This window comes from Vreelandella olivaria (assembly GCF_023507745.1).
In the GTDB taxonomy this organism is placed as follows: Bacteria; Pseudomonadota; Gammaproteobacteria; order Pseudomonadales; family Halomonadaceae; genus Vreelandella; species Vreelandella olivaria_A.
Genome location: NZ_JALPZO010000008.1, coordinates 79,796 through 99,327 on the forward strand (window position 1 = coordinate 79,796; position 19,532 = coordinate 99,327).

Sequence of the window (19,532 nt, forward strand, 5' to 3'; positions counted from 1 at the left end):
CGACATAGCAGGCCCTACTCACCGGGCATCGTTAAGGGGCCGGCTCGCTCAACCACCTGCTGCCATGCCGGATCACTTTCAATACGCTCAATAAACGCAGCAATACCTGGGTATTTTTCCAACCGCTGGGTAGCCGCCACCGCCTGGAGAGGAAAGCTCATCTGGATATCAGCGCCACTGGGCCAATGACCTGCAAAATTAGCCCTTTTACTTAAATGTGACTCAATAAAACCCAGATGCTGATTTACCTGGGGCTGAATAACGCGCTGACGCACTGTTGAGCTGATCCCCTTGGTCAGGGGCTTAATAAACCAGGGAGATTGCTTGGGAATCTGACTAAATACCAACCCCATTACCAAGAGTGGCATTAACGAGCCCTCGGCATAATGCAGCCAGTATCGATAATCCACCCACTCATTAAGATCATCTGGAGAGGGCTGCATACGCCCATCACCATAACGGTTGATGAGGTAATCAATGATGGCTCCTGACTCTGCTATGGTCAGCTCACCATCGGTAATGACAGGAGACTTGCCTAGCGGATGAACCCTTTTCAGGGCATCAGGCGCCAGTTGAGTTTTATTATCACGCTGATATACCTGGACTTCGTACTCAACCCCCAGCGTTTCAAGCAGCCATAAAATGCGGTGCGAGCGCGATTTTTCCAGATGATGAACGTGGATCATAGATACTCCATGGGGCGACTTGGCACACTGGCGAAAGACCAGCGAAAGCTATCCTTTACTGCTAGCACATTCAGCTTAGCACTATTGCAGTATTGCGCCCTATGGAGGAGTGCTCCAATACTTTTTTTAAAAAAAGCATTGGGTTGCACGTTTTAAGCAAGCGTTTCCACACTCGGCTGTTGCGTACGCCTTGTGCCCCTTTACAGTCGGTGCTCGTGTCGCCTTTTCGCCAACAGATCCAACGGGGACCATTTACCCTGTAGCCAGGGCGCAAGTATGCGCATGGAGAGAGGAATGAACACAAACACCATTACCGGCGTCAGCATCAAGGTACTGGTCAGCACCTTGGGGATTAATGCCCAATCCGCCAGGACTCCACCGAAGATCCATTGAAACATAAGCGAGATGGGAAAAAATGCCAGCCACACGGCGACCGCCTGCTTCCAACGCGGGGGAGTCGCCCCTGGACTAACCTGAAACCAGGTATCCAGCCCTGTGGCACGATGCTCATGGGGAGCGTCATATAGCCCTTTCCCCCGCTGCAGCCACGCATTGCGTGATGCCGAATGCTCCCAGGCATGGAGCGTATCGCTGCTGCTAAAGCGGAAGATAATCTGATATTCATCATCATTTTGGGGTGGCGCAAGAACACCCGACCCAAGATAACCGGGGAAATCAGCCGCCAGTTCGCGACCTTCATTCAACCAGCCATTGAAATCCTGATAGCGGCCATTCGCCACACGGCGGGCCACCATTAATGTGACAGGTGAGGCAGACATGGTATATCTCCTAATATATCGACAGCGTTTGCCGGATAGGCGTGCTGTTTACTATTGGGCGGGTAAGCCCGAAGCGTGTGCCACATTATACAAGCAATGTTGATGCCATTAGGTAGATAAATGAGCCATTTTGCGGCTTTCTGGCAGCATCTAAATCACCAGCAACTACTCCGCACGTGTTAGCGCTTCATGTTGGTGCATTTAATATGCCACTCACCACTTCACCTGCTGGATTGAGGCTGAATACTGATAAAGCGGCCCTGGTCCGAAAACTCCAGGCGGAAAATACCATGTACCCCGTCTCGCCCCACCACTCGTCGTAGTGCCTCAGCAGGAAAAACCACCCAGCGACCATCTACACTGCGCGTGCGTACAGTCGAGTAGTGGCCTGCATAATGCGCCAGGCACTCGCTTTGAGAGAGATGAATGACAACATCAATAGAAGGCATAAACACTCTTAATAGCATCACACTTAATTGAGAGGATAGTAATAGAGTATTTATGCATAGAGTAGTGTTTATTAAAGGCGTTCTTAGTTAAAGTGGCCAGTAAAAATTGCGCATCTGGATTAGCTCGCTGATACTCAATACTAACTGAACAGCCCTATGCCCCGGTAACTGCTTATGGATATCACTTCACTTAATGCGCTTTCCGCATCCCCTGCGGCTATTGGTTGGTTAACACCGCCCACCGTCACAACTACTCAGGAGCGCTCCAGACCTGACGAACAGACTGACATCAACACCAGCGACTCGGGTCAGACGAATGAAGAAGAGGAAGTCTCCAGCGAAACAGCCGTGGGTCCGACGCGGCCCGACGGTACCCCCCTAACGCCGGAAGAGATACAGCAACTAGAGCAGCTGAAACAAACAGACCGTGCCGTGCGGCAACATGAGATGGCTCACCAAACAGCAGGCGGCCCTTATACCGGTGGCGTTAGCTACGAGTACGAGGTTGGCCCAGACGGTAAACGCTACGCGGTGGCAGGCGAGGTACCGATTGATTACGGCCCGATACCCGGCGACCCCCACGCCACGATAGAAAAGATGCAAACGGTCATCGCGGCGGCTCTGGCCCCCGCAGACCCATCCCCCAAAGACCTGCAGGTTGCGGCCCAGGCACGACAATATCTGCTGGAAGCCAAGCTGGAAGCGGCTCGTGAACAGAGCGAGATGAACCAGGCACGCAGCTCCCCGGCGGCAACCAGCGAACCTGGGGAAGCCGCCTAGCGAGAGCGGTGCCTGCCCTCCGGCTGCTATAGCGCTGTTAATAGACGCCAGTCACTGCGTTCCGGCCATTGCACAAGCCAGGCAGGCAGCTCCTCTGCGGGCATAGGACGTGCAATGCCATAGCCCTGAGCAAGCTCGCAGCCCAGCTCCATTAACGCTTTTGCATGGTCAAGGGTTTCAACCCCCTCTGCCAACATGGAACGCTTGAAACGATTGGCCATGTAAATGACACTTTCCACAATCGCCATGTCGTCCTGATCGCTTAGCATATCGCGTACAAAACTCTGGTCGATTTTGATCAGATTGACGGGCAGCTGACGCAGGTGGGTAAGCGAAGAGAATCCCGTACCAAAATCATCAATAGCAAACCCCACCCCCAATGCCTGGCAACGTGCCATGTTTTTCAGCGCCGCCTCAACATCATGCATCGCAGCACTCTCCAGCACCTCCAGCTTCAGCATTTCAGGAGCCACCCTGGGATAACCGGCCAGCAGTTCCGCTAACCGCTGGCTAAAATCTTTAACCAATAAATGGGCGGGGCTTATATTGACGTTGACAGGCAGGGTAATACCGATTGTTTGCCATTCGACCAGTTGTTGCAATGCTTGCTTAATGACCCACTCCCCCAGGTCAACTTCCAGCGGTGTGGCATCGATAATCGAGAGGAATTGTCCAGGCGACAACAGTCCTTCATCAGGGTGCTGCCAGCGAATCAGTGCTTCCACGCCCACCACTTTACCGCTGCGCATATTCACCTGAGGTTGATAAAAGAGCCGCAATTCACCGTGATCAAGAGCATCCATAAAACGCTGTCGCTGCTCGTGACGCACTTGCAACAGGCGGTCCTGGGTAGGGTCGAAAAAATGGTAGGTGTTCCGCCCTCGCTGCTTGGCACGGTACATGGCCTGGTTAGCATGGCGAAGCAGCACATCTCCCTGAACATGGTCACTGGGATAATGAGTGACCCCAAGGCTGGCGGTAAGGTGGATACTTTGGCCATCAATCACCAGTGGCTGGCGGATTGAAACCAGTAATTTTTCAAAAAACCCCTCATCCACGCCATGGTGCAGCAGCAGCACAAACTCATCCCCTCCGACCCGTGCCAAAACATCATCACCAAACAGCAAGTGGCTAATACGCTGGGCGAACGTGGACAGCAAAATATCGCCGATATGGGGGCCTAAACGTTCATTAATCGCCTGAAAATAGTCAATATCCAGAGCACAGATTGCCAGCGGTAGCTGTTTAGTCTCCGCATGTTGAATTGACTCCTGGATCAGTTGAGTCAGAAGTTGCAGGTTAGGTAGCCCCGTTAAGGCATCAAAATAGACTTCCCGGTTCAGATGGCGTGCATGGGAAGGAATCGTTGAAAGGTCAGATAGCACAATGACATGGTGATCAACGCGCCCCAGCTCATTACGAACACGGTGAATCGACATCATACCCGGGTAAAACTTACCGTCGTGGCTACGGTAGCTAACCTGGCTTTTGCTGCGGTCACGCAATTGTATCTCATCACGCATAAGGCGCGTCGTGCGGTCATCATCAAGGGGTAACACGCTGAACGCCTCCGGCGTCTTACCACGCACAGCCTCCAGGGTTAAGCCGGTGAGCTCGCAAAACGCAGGATTAACATCCACCACACAGTTGTCAGCGTCAGTAATGATGATCGCCTCATTGGCATGGCAAAACACCGCCTCAGCGGGTGCCAACTGTGCTGAGACCAATGCCATGGCCGCAGCACTGCGCTGAAAAGGAACTACCTGCATGGCTTGCTGAGGCAAAGACTGCTCCTTAGGCAGATTCAAGGGCGTGCACATGCGTCTCTGCTCTCCTCGTCTATTATCACGGTATATAGGCTCTGCGGACATACTACCACCGTCCACCTACACGGTGTTTTACAAGAAACAGCGCTTAATCAACGCGATGAAGATCAAGAAAAAGCAAAAAAAACGCTCAGAGCCATGGCCCCCTGAACAGCTAGAGGCCCTTAAAACACATTGCTTCAGCGAGTTACGGTGCTGGCGCAGCGGCACCTAGAAAGCGCTGTTCCCAGTAATCGATATCCAGCGGTACACTAACAACTGCCCGGCCACTGCCAGGGGCGTGAATCATCTGCCGACTACCACGGTAGATGCCTACGTGAGTGGCTTTGGAGCCGCTGCCGAAGAATAAAAGATCACCAGGGCGGGGAGTATCGGTTGAGGGTAGCGCGCGAAACTGCTCATCAGTGGTGCGTGGTACACGAATACCTGCCGCGCGATAGGTCATTTCCACCAGACCGGAGCAATCCAAACCATCAGGGGAATTACCACCAAAGCGGTAAGGTGTACCAATGGCCTGCTGGGCATGAGAAAGAATAAGTGCTCGCTCCATGGAAACCCCTGCCTGAGGGCCTGTCTCGGGAGCAGTTACTATTTCCTTACCGGCGCAACCCGCTAACAGCAGCAGACCCATTACGCTGCACAGTCGCAGCAAACCGGTGAGTGGAGAGGCATAAGCACTCGTCATGTAAGGTGGCTCCAATAAATTAGCGGGCAAAGCACCTTTTATCATGGCTTAAGCATCACATGCCTGCCACTGGATCATCGACCTAGTAGCCGGAAATCAAACGTCCATCGCCAGATGACGTGGCTCCCCGTTGGGTATTAGCGCCCAATCCACTCAATAAAGGTACTCTCACCCAGCCCATGTTTCTCATGACGTAATCGACTCATGGCGGCATATGGCAGGTCCATTACCAATCCATTCTGGAGAGGTTGTTCCAGCACTTGGCGCAGCAACGCATTGCATACAAACAAGTGAGCAATAATCAGCACGTGTTTGCCCGGTGGATTGGCGAGCAACTGCTGCCATACTTCACTCACTCGTGCATTCAGAGCCGCTAGAGTTTCACCACTTGGTGGAGTAGCCTGAGAGGGGTTGTACCAAAATGCACTCATCGGCCCAGCACTCTCTTCTTCAAACACCTGGGCATGGGTTTTGCCCTCCCAACGCCCCAAGTGAAGCTCGGCCAGGTCATCCTCGACCTGCACTGGCACATCAAACTCTTCACCCAGCCAAAGCGCAAACTCCCGGCAACGCAGCAATGGAGAACTCACAATGGCTTCGTAGGGCGGTCGACCATCCTTGCTATGCCTCATCACCGCATCGGTCACTTGCTGCCAGCCTGTTTCGCTGAGCGGATGATCGGTACTTCCCCGTAGCATACGCCCGCCTACTGGCTCACCGTGGCGCATAATATCAATCGTCATGATCTCCGCATTGGGAAAACGCATGGTGACTCCTTATCCTGCTCAACCGGACTAAATAATGGCATGGCGCACACGGGCGGACACCCACTCCGACACCAGCACCGTTACAAAAATCATCACAAAGATAACGCTAACCTGGTTCCAGGCGAGACTGTTAATGGAGGCATTTAGCTGTAAACCAATTCCGCCCGCCCCCACCAGCCCCAACACCGTGGATTCGCGGATATTGATATCCCAGCGGTAGACGCTGATACCGGCAAAAGCGGGCATCACCTGGGGCAGCACACCGTAGTTCATTATCTGCAAACGGCTGGCACCAGTGGCACTAATGGCTTCTACCGGGGTGGGGTGGATCTCTTCAATGGCCTCATATAACAACTTGCCCACAAAACCAATGGAGCGCAGGGCAATGGCGATAATACCCGCAAGCACACCAGGGCCGAGTATCGTGACCAGTAGCATGGCCCAAATCAGTGAATTGATAGAGCGTGATGAGACAATAATGGTCAGTGCCACACTGCGCACCAGTGGGTGTGGCGTGGTATTACGCGCCGCTAAGAAGGCCACGGGAAATGCCATCATTATGCCCAGTGCAGTACCCAGAGTGGCAATATTCAGCGTATCCCACATGGGTTTCCAGAGTACACTGGCGTACTCCCAGCGCGGAGGTAACATGCGGCTAATCAGATCGCTGCCCTGGCGCCCGGCGTCTTCCACAAACACCCACATGGTGTTGTCGGAAATCACCTTCCAGCAGAGCAGAAACAGACTCATACCCATCATCCAGGCAGCATACTGCAACCACTGGGCACGCGTAGTCCGACGCTGCCACAGCGGTGTGCCCTGAGGGGAAGTTGAAACTGGCATCACATTTCCTCTTATAACCTGCGGTGTGCTCTTATTGAGTCCAACGGCGTACATAGCTGGAGAGGTACTCACTCAACAGCACAATAGCGATAATAATCAATAGAATGGCGGCAGAGGTGCCATACTCATAGCGGCTTAGTGAAGTGTTCAGCGTTGCGCCAATACCACCCGCCCCCACAATGCCAATCACCGATGACTCGCGGAAATTGATATCCAGCCGGTACATGGAAAGCCCGATCAAGCGCGGCATCACCTGTGGCTGAATGGCATGGTTCATGGTTTGCCACCATCCCGCTCCGGTGGCGCGTACCGCTTCTACCTGCCTCCAGTCGAGGTCTTCAATATCCTCCGCCAAAAGCTTGGCCATAAAGCCGATAGTGGCAAACGCGAGCGTGATCATCCCTGCAAACGGCCCAAAGCCGAACATCACCACAAAAAGAATCGCAATAATGATTTCCTGGAAGGTGCGCGACACGGCAATAATGGCACGACAGACCGTATAGACCGGCAACGGAGCGATATTGCGTGCTGCCCCCAATCCCACAGGAATGGCGAGTAATACGCCGATCACCGTAGAGGTGAGCGTCATGGTGAGACTTTCCAGTAAGCCTGCCCAAATATCGCTCTGGCGGCTTACAAAATCCGGTTGCATAAAGGCACCGAGAAAGTTGATCGCCCGCCCAGAACCTTCGGCCACCCGCGCCCAGTTCACTTCCACGGAAGCCAGCGCCAATGCCAGATACACCACACCGCTTAACACCAGCGCCCAGCGCAAGCGGGAACTTTCAATCAGCGGCAGCCTGCGCCACTGTCCCTGGCGCGCAGCCTGCTGACGCGCCAACGTATCGGTACGGCTCATCGCGCGCCTCCACTGGCAAGACCTGTTAGTGGGCGCGGGGTGGCATAGGGGCGCTGACCATGATGATGACCAATCTCTTCAATGCTCTCTACCTCTTCAACTGGCTCTGGACTGGTATCCCACTCCTCCTCACCATAAATAGTGGTCAGAATATCGCTGGTTAATTCGCTGGGCTGGCCATCAAAGACGATTTGCCCGGCGCGCAGCCCTACAATTCGGTCAGCAAATTGCTGGGCGAGTGCCACATCGTGAATATTGATAATGGCCGCCAACTCACGCTCGGCGCACAGCTCACGAATCAACCGCATAATCTGCCGTGAGGTTTTGGGATCAAGGCTGGCCGTCGGCTCATCCACCAGCAACAGCTTAGGGCTTTGCAACAGCGCCCGGGCGATCCCCACCCGCTGACGCTGCCCCCCGGAGAGGGCATCGGCGCGTTTATCAATGGCATGGGGCAAACCAACGCGCTCCAGCAAGCGGAATGCTTCAGCAACAGCCTCTGTTGGGTAACGGCGTAAAAAACTGCGCCAGAACCCGACATACCCCAACTGGCCGGAAAGCACATTCTCCATCACGGTTAAACGGTCAACCAGCGCATACTCCTGGAAGATCATTCCCATGGAGCGGCGGGCATGTCGCAGGCGGTTGCCGGACAGTGTCGTCAGCTCCGTACCTTCCAGCCGAATGCTACCCTGGGTAGGTTCTACCAGGCGGTTTACACAGCGGATCAGCGTGCTTTTTCCTGCACCAGATGGCCCAATCAACGCCATTACCTGACCTTTCGGTAGCGACAGCTGTATATCGTCAAGCGCACGATCCCCAGTGGGGTAACGCTTACCAACGCCAGTGAGTGTCAACATGGGGGTGCCTCATCTACATAGCGGTTCGGCCAGAAGGTTGCCCTCCTGGCCGATGGGTTATGGAACTACTAATGCATTAATCGCAGTCGTAGGTAACGCCGTTGGCATCGGCAATCGTGCGGATAACTGACCAGTGCTCTTCATAGGTGATGGGGATGAACTGCGCTTCACCTGAATTTTCAAACTCCGCCTGTAACGCGCTACCTTCCCAGTCGTAGCTGAAGAACGCATCCTGGATCTGCTGTTGCAGCTCAGGGGTCAGGTTATGCGCGGTGCCGTAGGCCGTGGTGGGGAAGGTTTCAGAGGTGTAGATCACCTCGTAGTCGCCCTCGTTGACCACACCACGGGAAATCATGCGATGAGCCACGGAATTGGCAATGGCGGCAGCATCGTAATCCTTGTTGATCACACCCAGGATAGAGTTGTCATGAGAGCCGGAGAAGGCAGTCTCGAAATCTTCACCCGCTTCCAGCCCATACTCGGAGCGCAGCAGCGCGGAAGGTGCGCGGAAGCCCGAGTTGGACGTTTCCGAAGTAAAGGCCAACTGGCGACCCTGCAGGTCTTCCATGCTCTCTATACCGCTACCCGGGTAGGTGATGATCTCCATCTCATAGCCGTAGCTGCCATCGTCAGCGGCCATGATGGCAAACGGGCGGAAACCACCGCAGTTAACCGCAATCGGCACACCACCGGTATTGAAGCCGGCAACGTGCAGGCGACCCGCGCGCAGTGCTTCCTGCTGGGCCGCATTCGACTGTACCGGGAAGAACTGCACGCGCTTGCCGGTAGCTTCGCTCAGATGGTCCAGAAAGCCTGCCCACACATCGGCATAAACGGCGGGATCTTCAACTGGAGTGTAAGCAAACACGAGCGTATCCGGGTCTACCCACTGGGACTCGTCGCTGGGAACGTCGGCAACCATATCACCATCGTTATCCACATAGCGGGATGAAAGGTCAGCAGAGGCGCTAACCGCTGTCAGCGCAAACATGCTGGTGACAACGACACTAATCAACGTACGGGAGATAGACAGAGTTTGCATGCTTCACCTAAACGGGTTTGTTCATAGATGAAGCCATGCTGCCAAGGCTCCATGACAGCAGCGGGTCACTCCCATGACAACCAAGTGACGTGTCGGTGACAAATCAGTGACACCACGCCTACAATGCCCATCAACGTTGATCGCTGTAATAGCACAGGGCTAAGTGCGCCCCTACTGCTGCGACACAACAGGCAACTCCACAATGACCTCTAAACCTCCAGCACCCGCTCGCTGCAAGCGCAGTTGCCCATGATAAAGCGTGACCAGATCAGCGACGATAGCCAACCCCAGTCCACTGCCTGAGCGCTGCTCATCCAACCGCTTGCCTCGCTGCACTGCTGCCTGACACTCCTCTGGTGTCATCCCAGGGCCATCATCGCTGACGCTGATAACGAGTGTCTGGCCATTGACCTGAATAGCGATATGCACATCATGCTCCGCCCAGCGCAGTGCGTTATCCAGCAGGTTGCCCACCAACTCCTGGATATCCTGTTTATCCATATGGGCATACACATCGCTCTCCCAGGTTTGACGCAAGCTAAGCTGGCGCCGCTGAGCCAAACGCGCCAGCCCGGAAATCAGTGCGGATAAGGTTTCATGAAGTTCAATCGGCGCGAGCCGTGCCCCTTCACCGGCAGCGGATGCCCGCGCCAGATGGTGACGCACAGCGCTATCGACCCGGGAAAGCTCCACCTCCCAGTTGTCCCGACTCTCCTTGGGCAACTGCCTCACCAGCAGACGCATAACGCTTAGAGGCGTTTTAAGCGCATGGGCAAGGTTACCCGCCGTATGCCGGCCGCGTTCGATCAAGCGCTGGTCCCGGGCCAGAACGGCATTCATTGAAATAGCCAGTGCCGCCAGTTCTCCCGGTAGCCGGGTATCCAGTTGTGCTGCCCGGCCCTGCTCCACCTCACGCAAATTAGCATTCATGCGGCGCAATGGTGCCAGCCCCCAGTGTACTTGCAGCGCCAGCACACTGAGCAGTAGCACGCCCAGGCCCAGCAAGCCCAGCCACAGCACAGTCTGAAATTGTTGAATATCATCACGCAGCGCATCCTCTTGGGCGGCAACACTGACATGTAACGGCGATGCCAGCGGCGCCAGGTGAATATCACGCTCAACCACGCGAAGCGACTGACCTCTTGGCCCGGACACAGAACGGGCACTGATGGCCTCACTCTCGGTGACTGGCAGGCGCTGATCCCATAAAGAGCGGGATGTTAACGTGTGGTTGCCTTGATCAGTAATTTGCCAATACCAGCCTGAGTAAACATGTTCAAAGCGCGGATCACCCAGAGCGCGGTCGTAGCTGAGCTGCTGAAGAAGCGGGTCATAGGTCACCCCTGCGATAATAACGTTAAGTGTTGCTTCCAAACGCGCATCGAAAGCGTGTATCGCAGCGCTACGGTAGTGATGGGACAATAGCCAGCCAGCGACCGGCAGGGCTAACAGCACGATAAGCAGTGCCGCCAGCAGTAGGCGAGCGCTGACGGAGCAACGCTCGCTCCATGAGGTCATAATGCTCATGGGTCACTGGGCTCGTCAGCTAACAGCCGATACCCCTGGCCCCGTAATGTGGCTATCCGCCATGCGCCCAGCTTACGACGCAGGCGGCTGACCTGGACATCAATAACATTAGAGTCAGGCTCATGGTCGCGGTCATAAACATGCTCGGCAAGCTCACTGCGGTTGACCACCCGGGGAGCAGCATGCATTAAGTAGCTAAGCAGACGAGTTTCCTGGGCGGTTAAACTAACCGGCCTGCCCGCCAACGTGACATGCTGGGTGTGGGTATCCAGATTTAACTCCCCGACTTTTAATACCGGATGAGCATGCCCGTGGCTGCGGCGCACCAGGGCACGCAACCGAAACAACACCTCCGCCGATTCAAAAGGCTTGGTGACATAGTCATCCGCACCGGCAGTAAAGCCCGCCGCCTTATCCGCCCAGCGCTCACGGGCGGTTAAAATCAGCACAGGCAAATCGATACCGTCCTCACGCCATGCGGAAAGCCAGCGGGTACCATCGCCGTCGGGCAGCCCCACATCCAGTATCAGCGTATCGTAGGCTTCCGTTCGCACCAGGAAATCAGCTTCCTGCCCATTTTCTGCGTGCTCGACAATCCAATCACTATCCCGTAGCGCCTGGCTTAGCTCACGGGCAAGCGCCTGGTCATCCTCTACCAGCAAACACTTCATGGTTTACCACCTTAGTGCGGAGTTTATCAGCGTATTGTTCACTGGCGCCGCATCTCGTTGATGCGTACCCCCTCGATTTTCATCAACTGACCACTGTGTCCATCAAACTCAAACTCAACTACTTGCCCCTGTGGTCCAAGCAGTTTGATTTCGTACTCTACCAGACCATTTTCACGCTCTATTTCCACCTCCAGCACATCGCCATGATAGTTCTCCTCCAGCCAGTCGAGGATCGTTTCCAAGGGCACAACGTCCCCCCGCCTCACTTCACCATGCAGCGGTTCCCAGGGCTGATCACCTATCGCACTTCCTGACAATACCGTCACCAGTATGGCGCCCAGCAGTAGCTGCCGCATAAAGCGGTGGCAATAACACAAGCGTGAAAGTGAACAGGTCGTCGTTTTCATAGCGATAAGAGTGCCAAAAGCAACATGAACGGTAGATGAACGGCATTGTCAGCTTAAAGACAGAACAGTAGTGCTATAAATACTCTGTCGCATTCGCTGAGTGACATTCACCACGCAATGCCATTCACCCTACGAAGAAGGAATTTGCTATGAACGCCATGAAAAAACTGCTGTTGATCCCGACCTCTGCCCTGCTGCTCACCGCCGCTGCCGGTAGCGTTCAAGCAGACTATCTACCCATGGACCGGATTGACGATGTATTAACCCACGCTTCCGACTACGGGTTCATCCAGTATGAAGAGATCAGTATCAAAAGCCGTGGCCGCGCCGAAGTAGAAGGCTGGCTTGATGATGAGTGGTACGCAGACGTTGAATTCTCTATTGATAATGGCGAAACCTTAAAAGAAGAGCGTAAGCGTTTAATTACAGGTGCATGGGGCATGAGCGAAGATGATATCCGCCAGGCGCTTAATGTCGCCAGTCAGGAAGGTATGACAGAGTTCGAAGATATCGATATTGATAAAAGCGGCATGATTGATATCGAAGGCCGTGATGCCAATGGCCGCGAACTGGAGATCAGCCTGCGCCAGGGCACCGATCAGGTTAGCTCCATTGATCGTGACTAACCGCCTGTTTATCCAGCTAGTCTGCGGACTCTCTTTGGAGAGTCCGCTTTTTTGCCAACTACAATCCTAATAGCCCCCGCGTCATAATAGCCTCAGCAATACGCTCTATCTCCTGACGGTAGACTGCCTGTCGATAGGTGGTTGCGTCGTGATTCCCCTGGCTTCACGTTGTAATGTGTTACAGCGTAGCCGTTACTTATCCATTCTGGGCTGTGCCCATAGGGAGATACCGGTGCCCCCGTCTACCTCTGCCGAAGGCGTAAGTGACCATTTGGAGCATGCAGTACTGCGTGACATCGCGTGGTTACTGGCGACACCTGATCTTGTTGAACTGCCAGGACCAATTCCCAGCGCAGGGCGGCCAACGCGCCAGGAGCTTGGGCTAACCGAAGGAGAGGATAAGTGGCTGGCACAACTCGCACCGGTGGTTACCGCGCTGGATGGTAAGTTAGCCACGCGCATGGGCCACTACCATGAGCGGCTGTGGCATCTGCTGCTGGGCCATGCACCCAATACGCGACTGCTGGCCCATAACGTGCGCATCACTTATAAGCGCAACACGCTGGGTGAGTTGGATATGCTCTACCGAACCCGGAATAACCCAGCGCCGATACATTTGGAAGTGGCGATCAAATTCTACCTGGGGTTACCGGATGGGCCTGGGGCAGCTACCAGCCAAAGCCGCTGGATTGGCCCCGGCGGGCTGGACAGCCTGGCGCTAAAATGTAGCCACTTACGCCACCACCAGTTGCCACTTTCCAATACATCTCTGGCGCTGGCCACGTTAGCCCATTGGCTGGCACCCAGGGACTTGGGCTCACCAACATCCATACAGCAGCTCACCCAGCGGCTCGCCATGCCAGGGGTGCTATTTTACCCCTGGCATGGCGCCCTACCGCCGCCGGAGGGGGCAACCGCCGCCCACCGGCGTGGTCAGTGGTGTTATATGAGGGATTGGCCAACGCTGGCTGCTGAAAAAGGCACGGCGCTACAGCTGGCCTGGCTGGAAAAGCCCCACTGGTTGGCACCGCCGCGCAACGACGCGTTTTACCCCGCTGGCGAGCTGATGCCAATAATCAGGCGTCAGATGCAACAACAACGCAGGCCGCAGCTGGTCATGCTCTATAGCCCGCAGACAGCACATTCAGGAGAACGCCTGGTGGAGCGGCTCTGCATTGTGCCCGATGACTGGCCACGCCAGGTGCCACTACCCCCTGCAAACCATTAGGCAGGTACTATATCACCACCAGATTATCGCGATGAATCAGTTCATGGGCTTCCACATAGCCCAGGATTGCTTCAATCTGATGGCTGGGCTGGCCAACCAGTTGACGGGCTTCCTCGGCACCATAGTTGACCAGGCCTTTAGCAACCCGAGCACCTTGCTCGTCCACACACAGCACCATATCACCGCGTTTAAAGCTACCCTGCACCTCACGCACCCCCACAGCCAGCAGGCTGGAGCCTTTGACGCGCAGCACATTGACCGCCCCCGGATCCAGCACCAAGGTACCGCGCACCTGTAGCTGACCTGCCAGCCAACGCTTACGCGCAGCAATGGGCGCCTGATCAGGGCGTAGCAAAGTGCCCAACGCCTCACCCGCCATGATGCGGGTAATCACCTCTGGCTGTCGGCCACTGGCAATCACCGTGACCGCCCCGGAGCGTGCTGCAAGCCGCGCGGCTCTCACCTTGGTGCTCATTCCCCCCCGGCCCAGCGCGCCTCCACTCCCGGCTACAGCTGCCAGCCGTGGATCATCAGCGCGCCCCTCAGTAATTAATGTGGCATTGGGGTTGTGCCGTGGGTCAGCATCAAAGAGCCCCTCCTGGTCAGTCAGCAGCAGCAGTGCATCCGCCTCCAGCAGGTTAGCGACCAGTGCCCCCAGGGTGTCGTTATCACCAAAGCGAATCTCATCGGTAACCACGGTATCATTTTCATTGATGACGGGCACGACGCGCATTTCAACCAGTGTACGCAATGCCGACAATGCATTGAGGTAGCGCTTACGGTTGGAAAGGTCATCGTGGGTTAGCAAAATTTGCGCGGTCAGCATGCCGTGGCGAGCAAAATGTTGCTCATAGCACTGGGTAAGTCCATTTTGCCCTACCGCTGCGGCTGCCTGCAGTTGGTGAACGGCGCTGGGACGCGCCTGCCACCCCAGACGCACCATACCGGCGGCAACCGCCCCAGAAGAGACCAATACGACCTCTTTGCCCTGCTGATGCAGGGTGGCAATCTGATCCACCCAACCGCCAATGGCTCCCTCGTCCAGCCCACGGCCATCGTTAGTGAGCAGCGCGCTACCGATTTTCACCACTACCCGGCGGACGTTACTTAGCACCTCTCTACCGGGCAGCTGCTCATTGCTTTCCACGTCGCTATTCTCCTAAGCGATCCTGATAAACCCTGCAGTGTGGCCTTGAACCGTTCCCCTGTTACGGGGCGTACTCCACTTCAACGTCATAATCATCATCGTCGAAGTCGTCATCATCCTCGTCATCACGCTTACGACGACGGCCAAGCCGGGCTTCGGTACGAGCCACCGACTCCTCTTCCATGCGACGGCGCATTTCCTGCTCGCGGGCATGGGCTTCTTCATCTTCATTTTCCAGGCGCTGCTGCTCGGTGAGCCAGCGGTACGCTGCCTGCACCAGCTTGTCGGTGCCTTCGCTGCTAATGGCCGCAATACGAAACACCGGGCCATCCCAGTTTAAGGCATCGATAATTGCCTGGGCGCGCGCTTCGCGCTCATCTGCCGGCAGCAGGTCGAACTTATTCAGCACCAACCAACGTGGCCGCTCGGAAAGCGCGGGAGAGAACTGGCCAAGCTCATGAATAATTGCCTGAGCGGCCTCTACCGGATCGGATTCATCAAACGGCGCCACATCAACGACATGGAACAGCAACCGTGTGCGGGTAAGGTGCTTTAAGAAACGCAGCCCCAGGCCAGCCCCATCGGAAGCGCCTTCAATTAGCCCCGGCACATCGGCCATCACAAAGTGCTCATGCATACCGAGCTTCACAACGCCCAGGTTGGGCACCAGGGTAGTAAACGGGTAGTTCGCCACTTTCGGCTTTGCCGCTGATACAGAACGAATCAGAGTGGACTTGCCCGCATTCGGCATGCCCAACAGCCCTACATCGGCCATCACCTTCATTTCCAGGCGCAGATTACGGCGGTCGCCCTCGGTACCCGGCGTAGTACGCCGGGGCGCGCGGTTGGTGGAGGACTTAAAGTGGATATTCCCCAGTCCACGGCGACCACCTTCTGCCACCAGTACGACCTGACCAATATCGGTGACATCCGCGATCACCTCAAGGGTATCCTCATCAATCACCGTGGTACCCACCGGCACTTTAACGTGCAGGTCTTCACCGGCCTTACCGCTCATTTGGCGTCCCATGCCGCCCTGGCCATTTTCCGCCTTGTAAAAACGCTGGTACTTAAAGTCGATCAGCGTATTGAGCGCATCGTCACCAATCAGGTAAACACTGCCCCCATGGCCACCATCGCCACCATCGGGGCCACCTTTGGGCACATATTTTTCGCGGCGAAAGCTCAGACAGCCATTGCCGCCCTTACCTGCCTCAACAATAATCGAGGCTTCATCGACGAACTGCATTGGATTCTCCCGGCCGCTTCCGCCGCCCTAACTGCAATATCCCACCCGTTGATAACGGGTAAAAGGGATCGAAAAGACAAAAAAGCCCCGCCATGGCGGGGCTTTTTCTTTCGTCACCTTCGTCCTGCGCAACAACAGCAGTTGCTTAGGCAGAAACGATGCTAACGAATTTACGGTTCTTCGGACCTTTGGTCTCGAATTTCACGACGCCATCGTTCAATGCGAACAGCGTGTGGTCGCGACCCAGGCCAACACCAGTGCCCGCATGGAAACGTGTGCCACGCTGACGAACAATGATGCTACCCGCAGTCGCCGCCTGGCCACCGTAGAGTTTCACACCAAGGCGTTTGGATTCGGAATCGCGACCGTTACGCGTGGAGCCGGCTGCCTTTTTATGTGCCATTGCAAAATCCTCCTTAAGGGAATTTGGCCGCTTACGCGGAAATTCCGGTAATTTTGACTTCAGTGAACCACTGGCGGTGGCCCTGACGCTTCATGTGGTGCTTCCGGCGACGGAATTTAATGATAGTTACTTTGTCGCCACGACCGTGGGAAACGACTTCCGCGGAAACTTTGGCACCACTTACCAGGGGGGCGCCAACGTTTACATCATCGCCGTCTGCTACCAGCAGCACTTCATCAAACTCAATCGTTTCGCCGGTAGCGACTTCGATTTTTTCGAGCTTGAGGGTTTGACCTTCTTGAACGCGGTACTGCTTACCACCGCTTTTAATAACTGCGTACATGTCGCTCTCCGGACTTGTCGTTAATGCCGGTTACGCCCCGCGTAACCAACGCTCATCGCCTTCCGCTCTTATCGACCTGCTGCGAGTGGCGCCCCTTTTGGCAGCCATCTGACAGGGAGCATGATGAGTGGGTCGCGGATTATAACGACTATCGTCGCTTACCACAAGGGCATAGGGTATTGTCAATTGCCGATTGAAACACTGAACGCCTACCTGCGTCTTGACGCCTCACAGGCAGCCCCATAGCATGACCCAAACTTAGGGTGGTCACTGCCACTTTCACCTGCCGCGATGAACGGAACCCATGACAGCCAACGTCTCCCCAGCCCAGCCTGCCAGCCCAACGCCTTCACCGCTGCACGCCGTGGTGGCGGATGACTTTGCCGCCGTTAACCACACGATTGTGGAGCAACTGAACTCCAAGGTGCCGCTGGTGGAAACCATCGGCCAATACATTATTGAAAGCGGTGGCAAGCGCCTGCGCCCATTACTGGTGCTGCTGGCTGCCCGATCCCTGGACTATGCGGGCGACAAACATATTACCCTGGCCACGCTGATCGAATTTATGCACACCTCCACCCTGCTGCACGATGATGTGGTGGATGAATCCCACATGCGGCGGGGCAAAAAAACCGCCAACGATGCCTGGGGCAATGCGCCTTCGGTGCTGGTGGGTGACTTTCTTTACTCCCGCTCGTTTCAGATGATGGTGGACGTGGGCTCGATGCGCATCATGGCAATTCTGTCCGGCGCCACCTGCGTCATCGCTGAAGGGGAAGTCCTTCAGCTAACCAATATCGGTAACCCCAATATTTCGGAAGCGGACTATTTCGAAACCATTCAAGGTAAAACCGCCATGCTGTTTGAAGCGGCCTCCCATAGCGGTGCGGTGCTGGCGGATGCCACTGCCGAGCAGGAGCGCGCATTGCAACACTATGGCCGTTACCTGGGATTAGCGTTTCAGTTAATCGACGATCTGTTGGATTACCAGGGCGATGCCGAGGCGATGGGCAAAAACGTCGGTGACGACCTCGCCGAAGGCAAGCCCACCCTGCCTCTGATCCATGCCATGGAGCGCGGTACGCCAGAGCAGGCCAAATTGATCCGACAGGTGATTCGTAAAGGTGGCCTGGAACAGCTTGACGCAGTGCTGGATATCATCAACGCCACCGGCGCGCTGGAGTATACCCGGGCACGGGCAATGGAAATGGCCGATAAAGCACTCGCCGAACTGGATCTATTGCCACCCAGCCCCTACCGCGACAGCATGGCTCAATTGGCCCGCTTAGCGGTTGATCGCCAAGCGTAATTCCTTACGCTACAACAGCGTAAAGGCCAAAAAGAGGCTTGAAAAAAACGCATCATCTGAGTATGATGCGACCCGTTGTTGGGCACCAACTCAGCACGCTTCGGAATATAGCTCAGCTTGGTAGAGCGCTGCCTTCGGGAGGCAGAGGTCGTAGGTTCGAATCCTGCTATTCCGACCAAGAATTCATTAAAACGGCCACTTAGCTAAGTCTAAATCAGCTAGTGGCCGTTTTTTGTTTGTAACCCCTCACCCAGGAGGATGAATTAGCCCCACCACACTCACCAGAATAAGCACCACCCCTAGGGCACGGAAAAACAGCCCGGTATCCGCTTTCAGCATGTAGCGGTGGGCTTTTTCGCCCAGTAAATGACCGATAAATGCACAGGGCAGCAGCCATAGCTGGTGAATAAGCTGGAGGTCAACACCGGCGATGACGAAAGAGACCATCTTGATCACCACCAGGATAAACCACAGCACAAACATGGTATCCCGCAACTGCTCTTTGGCCACGTGGGCAGCAAACACCGCGACAATAAGCGGCGCACCGATTAACGAGGTGCCGCTAACATAACCTCCCAGCGCCAGCAGTACGTAATCAATGTACTTGTTTTTGCTTCTAAAGGGCTTGTTAAGCACATAACTAATAGCGTAGATGATGACAATGCCGAAAATAATGCTGGTCATCACGGTAGCGGGCAACGTTAGCAACCCCACCACACCGATCAGCTTGGGAATAATCATTATTTTCAGGGCTTTAAACAGATAGCCCCAATCGATATTGCTCTCAATCTGGGAACTTCCACCGCCCTCTCTCTGCAGTTGGCGGTGTCCATTCCAGGCTATCCAGCTGGAAAAAATCAGCAGGTGAATGGCAATAATGGGCAGGAAGACAAGCGGCTCGTTGGCTACCAACAGCAGGAAAGGTAACGCCAGCACCGCGCCACCAAACCCCAAACTGGTTCTGACAAAGCCGCTCCAGGCAAAGATTAGCCCGATAAGAAGATACTGGTACCAGAGTAGATCCGTCATTGGCTCGCTTGCAGGTC

Annotated in this window: 22 protein-coding genes and 1 tRNA gene; 5 read left to right on the top strand and 18 right to left on the bottom strand. The window is 55.2% G+C overall.

What is annotated here, in order from left to right; all coding sequences use genetic code 11:
* Nucleotides 1-14 precede the first annotated feature (14 nt).
* The 3 genes from HP566_RS00465 to HP566_RS00475 form a co-directional block, all read right to left on the bottom strand.
* Nucleotides 15-686 carry a glutathione S-transferase gene (locus HP566_RS00465; protein ID WP_249975282.1) on the bottom strand — a complete coding sequence of 224 codons (672 nt, stop codon included), beginning with the start codon at nucleotides 684-686 and terminating at the stop codon, nucleotides 15-17.
* Between the two features lie 200 nt (nucleotides 687-886).
* Nucleotides 887-1,465, bottom strand: coding sequence for an antibiotic biosynthesis monooxygenase (locus HP566_RS00470; RefSeq protein WP_249975283.1), 579 nt, complete (start codon nucleotides 1,463-1,465; stop codon nucleotides 887-889).
* Between the two features lie 221 nt (nucleotides 1,466-1,686).
* Nucleotides 1,687-1,914 (bottom strand): DUF2835 family protein, encoded by a 228-nt coding sequence (locus HP566_RS00475; protein WP_249975284.1) that lies wholly within the window; start codon nucleotides 1,912-1,914, stop codon nucleotides 1,687-1,689.
* Between the two features lie 174 nt (nucleotides 1,915-2,088).
* On the opposite strand from HP566_RS00475, the gene HP566_RS00480 reads away from it, so the two are divergent.
* Entirely contained in the window at nucleotides 2,089-2,694 is a 606-nt protein-coding gene (locus tag HP566_RS00480; RefSeq protein ID WP_249975285.1) for a putative metalloprotease CJM1_0395 family protein, read from the top strand.
* 26 nt (nucleotides 2,695-2,720) lie between these two features.
* Here HP566_RS00480 and HP566_RS00485 read toward each other — a convergent pair whose 3' ends face one another.
* The 10 genes from HP566_RS00485 to HP566_RS00530 all read right to left on the bottom strand — a co-directional run bounded on the left by HP566_RS00485 (nucleotide 2,721) and on the right by HP566_RS00530 (nucleotide 12,130).
* The gene (locus tag HP566_RS00485) at nucleotides 2,721-4,427 is read right to left on the bottom strand and encodes a putative bifunctional diguanylate cyclase/phosphodiesterase (RefSeq protein WP_249975351.1); all 1,707 of its coding nucleotides are present in this window, start codon (nucleotides 4,425-4,427) and stop codon (nucleotides 2,721-2,723) included.
* Between the two features lie 280 nt (nucleotides 4,428-4,707).
* Nucleotides 4,708-5,205: a C40 family peptidase gene (locus tag HP566_RS00490; protein ID WP_249975286.1), complete on the bottom strand. Its 498-nt coding sequence runs from the start codon at nucleotides 5,203-5,205 to the stop codon at nucleotides 4,708-4,710.
* A 137-nt stretch (nucleotides 5,206-5,342) separates the two neighbouring features.
* Nucleotides 5,343-5,972, bottom strand: a complete 630-nt coding sequence (locus HP566_RS00495; RefSeq protein ID WP_249975287.1) for a histidine phosphatase family protein — start codon at nucleotides 5,970-5,972, stop codon at nucleotides 5,343-5,345.
* A 27-nt stretch (nucleotides 5,973-5,999) separates the two neighbouring features.
* Nucleotides 6,000-6,815: a phosphonate ABC transporter, permease protein PhnE gene (gene phnE, locus HP566_RS00500; RefSeq protein WP_249975288.1), complete on the bottom strand. Its 816-nt coding sequence runs from the start codon at nucleotides 6,813-6,815 to the stop codon at nucleotides 6,000-6,002.
* Nucleotides 6,816-6,846: 31 nt separating this feature from the next.
* Nucleotides 6,847-7,674: a phosphonate ABC transporter, permease protein PhnE gene (phnE, locus tag HP566_RS00505; protein WP_249975289.1), complete on the bottom strand. Its 828-nt coding sequence runs from the start codon at nucleotides 7,672-7,674 to the stop codon at nucleotides 6,847-6,849.
* On the bottom strand, nucleotides 7,671-8,534 hold the full coding sequence (gene phnC / locus HP566_RS00510) for a phosphonate ABC transporter ATP-binding protein (protein ID WP_249975290.1): 864 nt from the start codon (nucleotides 8,532-8,534) through the stop codon (nucleotides 7,671-7,673). Before phnC ends, phnE (HP566_RS00505) begins: the two co-directional genes overlap by 4 nt.
* 76 nt (nucleotides 8,535-8,610) lie before the next feature.
* Nucleotides 8,611-9,576, bottom strand: coding sequence for a phosphate/phosphite/phosphonate ABC transporter substrate-binding protein (phnD, locus tag HP566_RS00515; protein ID WP_249975291.1), 966 nt, complete (start codon nucleotides 9,574-9,576; stop codon nucleotides 8,611-8,613).
* A gap of 171 nt (nucleotides 9,577-9,747) precedes the next feature.
* Nucleotides 9,748-11,103, bottom strand: a complete 1,356-nt coding sequence (locus HP566_RS00520) for a sensor histidine kinase (protein ID WP_249975292.1) — start codon at nucleotides 11,101-11,103, stop codon at nucleotides 9,748-9,750.
* Nucleotides 11,100-11,774 (bottom strand): winged helix-turn-helix domain-containing protein, encoded by a 675-nt coding sequence (locus HP566_RS00525; protein WP_249975293.1) that lies wholly within the window; start codon nucleotides 11,772-11,774, stop codon nucleotides 11,100-11,102. Before HP566_RS00525 ends, HP566_RS00520 begins: the two co-directional genes overlap by 4 nt.
* A gap of 38 nt (nucleotides 11,775-11,812) precedes the next feature.
* Nucleotides 11,813-12,130 (bottom strand): PepSY domain-containing protein, encoded by a 318-nt coding sequence (locus tag HP566_RS00530; protein ID WP_249975352.1) that lies wholly within the window; start codon nucleotides 12,128-12,130, stop codon nucleotides 11,813-11,815.
* Between the two features lie 200 nt (nucleotides 12,131-12,330).
* Here HP566_RS00530 and HP566_RS00535 point away from each other — a divergent pair, with 200 nt between their 5' ends.
* Entirely contained in the window at nucleotides 12,331-12,807 is a 477-nt protein-coding gene (locus tag HP566_RS00535; protein ID WP_249975294.1) for a PepSY domain-containing protein, read from the top strand.
* A gap of 232 nt (nucleotides 12,808-13,039) precedes the next feature.
* Nucleotides 13,040-14,035 (top strand): DUF1853 family protein, encoded by a 996-nt coding sequence (locus HP566_RS00540; protein ID WP_249975295.1) that lies wholly within the window; start codon nucleotides 13,040-13,042, stop codon nucleotides 14,033-14,035.
* 7 nt (nucleotides 14,036-14,042) lie between these two features.
* On the opposite strand, the gene proB is transcribed toward HP566_RS00540, so the two are convergent.
* From proB to rplU, 4 genes are all read right to left on the bottom strand, one after another.
* Nucleotides 14,043-15,182 carry a glutamate 5-kinase gene (gene proB, locus HP566_RS00545; protein WP_249975296.1) on the bottom strand — a complete coding sequence of 380 codons (1,140 nt, stop codon included), beginning with the start codon at nucleotides 15,180-15,182 and terminating at the stop codon, nucleotides 14,043-14,045.
* Between the two features lie 61 nt (nucleotides 15,183-15,243).
* Complete coding sequence (gene cgtA, locus HP566_RS00550; RefSeq protein ID WP_249975297.1) at nucleotides 15,244-16,431, bottom strand: Obg family GTPase CgtA; 1,188 nt, start codon at nucleotides 16,429-16,431, stop codon at nucleotides 15,244-15,246.
* A 145-nt stretch (nucleotides 16,432-16,576) separates the two neighbouring features.
* A complete protein-coding gene (rpmA, locus tag HP566_RS00555; protein WP_249975298.1) occupies nucleotides 16,577-16,834 on the bottom strand; it encodes a 50S ribosomal protein L27 in 258 nt (85 codons plus the stop codon).
* A 31-nt stretch (nucleotides 16,835-16,865) separates the two neighbouring features.
* Complete coding sequence (gene rplU / locus HP566_RS00560; protein WP_139527921.1) at nucleotides 16,866-17,177, bottom strand: 50S ribosomal protein L21; 312 nt, start codon at nucleotides 17,175-17,177, stop codon at nucleotides 16,866-16,868.
* Between the two features lie 304 nt (nucleotides 17,178-17,481).
* Here rplU and ispB point away from each other — a divergent pair, with 304 nt between their 5' ends.
* Both ispB and HP566_RS00570 read left to right on the top strand, forming a co-directional pair.
* Entirely contained in the window at nucleotides 17,482-18,486 is a 1,005-nt protein-coding gene (ispB, locus tag HP566_RS00565) for an octaprenyl diphosphate synthase (protein WP_249975299.1), read from the top strand.
* A gap of 101 nt (nucleotides 18,487-18,587) precedes the next feature.
* Nucleotides 18,588-18,664: transfer RNA gene (locus tag HP566_RS00570), tRNA-Pro, on the top strand.
* Between the two features lie 68 nt (nucleotides 18,665-18,732).
* On the opposite strand, the gene HP566_RS00575 is transcribed toward HP566_RS00570, so the two are convergent.
* A complete protein-coding gene (locus HP566_RS00575) occupies nucleotides 18,733-19,515 on the bottom strand; it encodes a sulfite exporter TauE/SafE family protein (protein WP_249975300.1) in 783 nt (260 codons plus the stop codon).
* Nucleotides 19,516-19,532 lie beyond the last annotated feature (17 nt).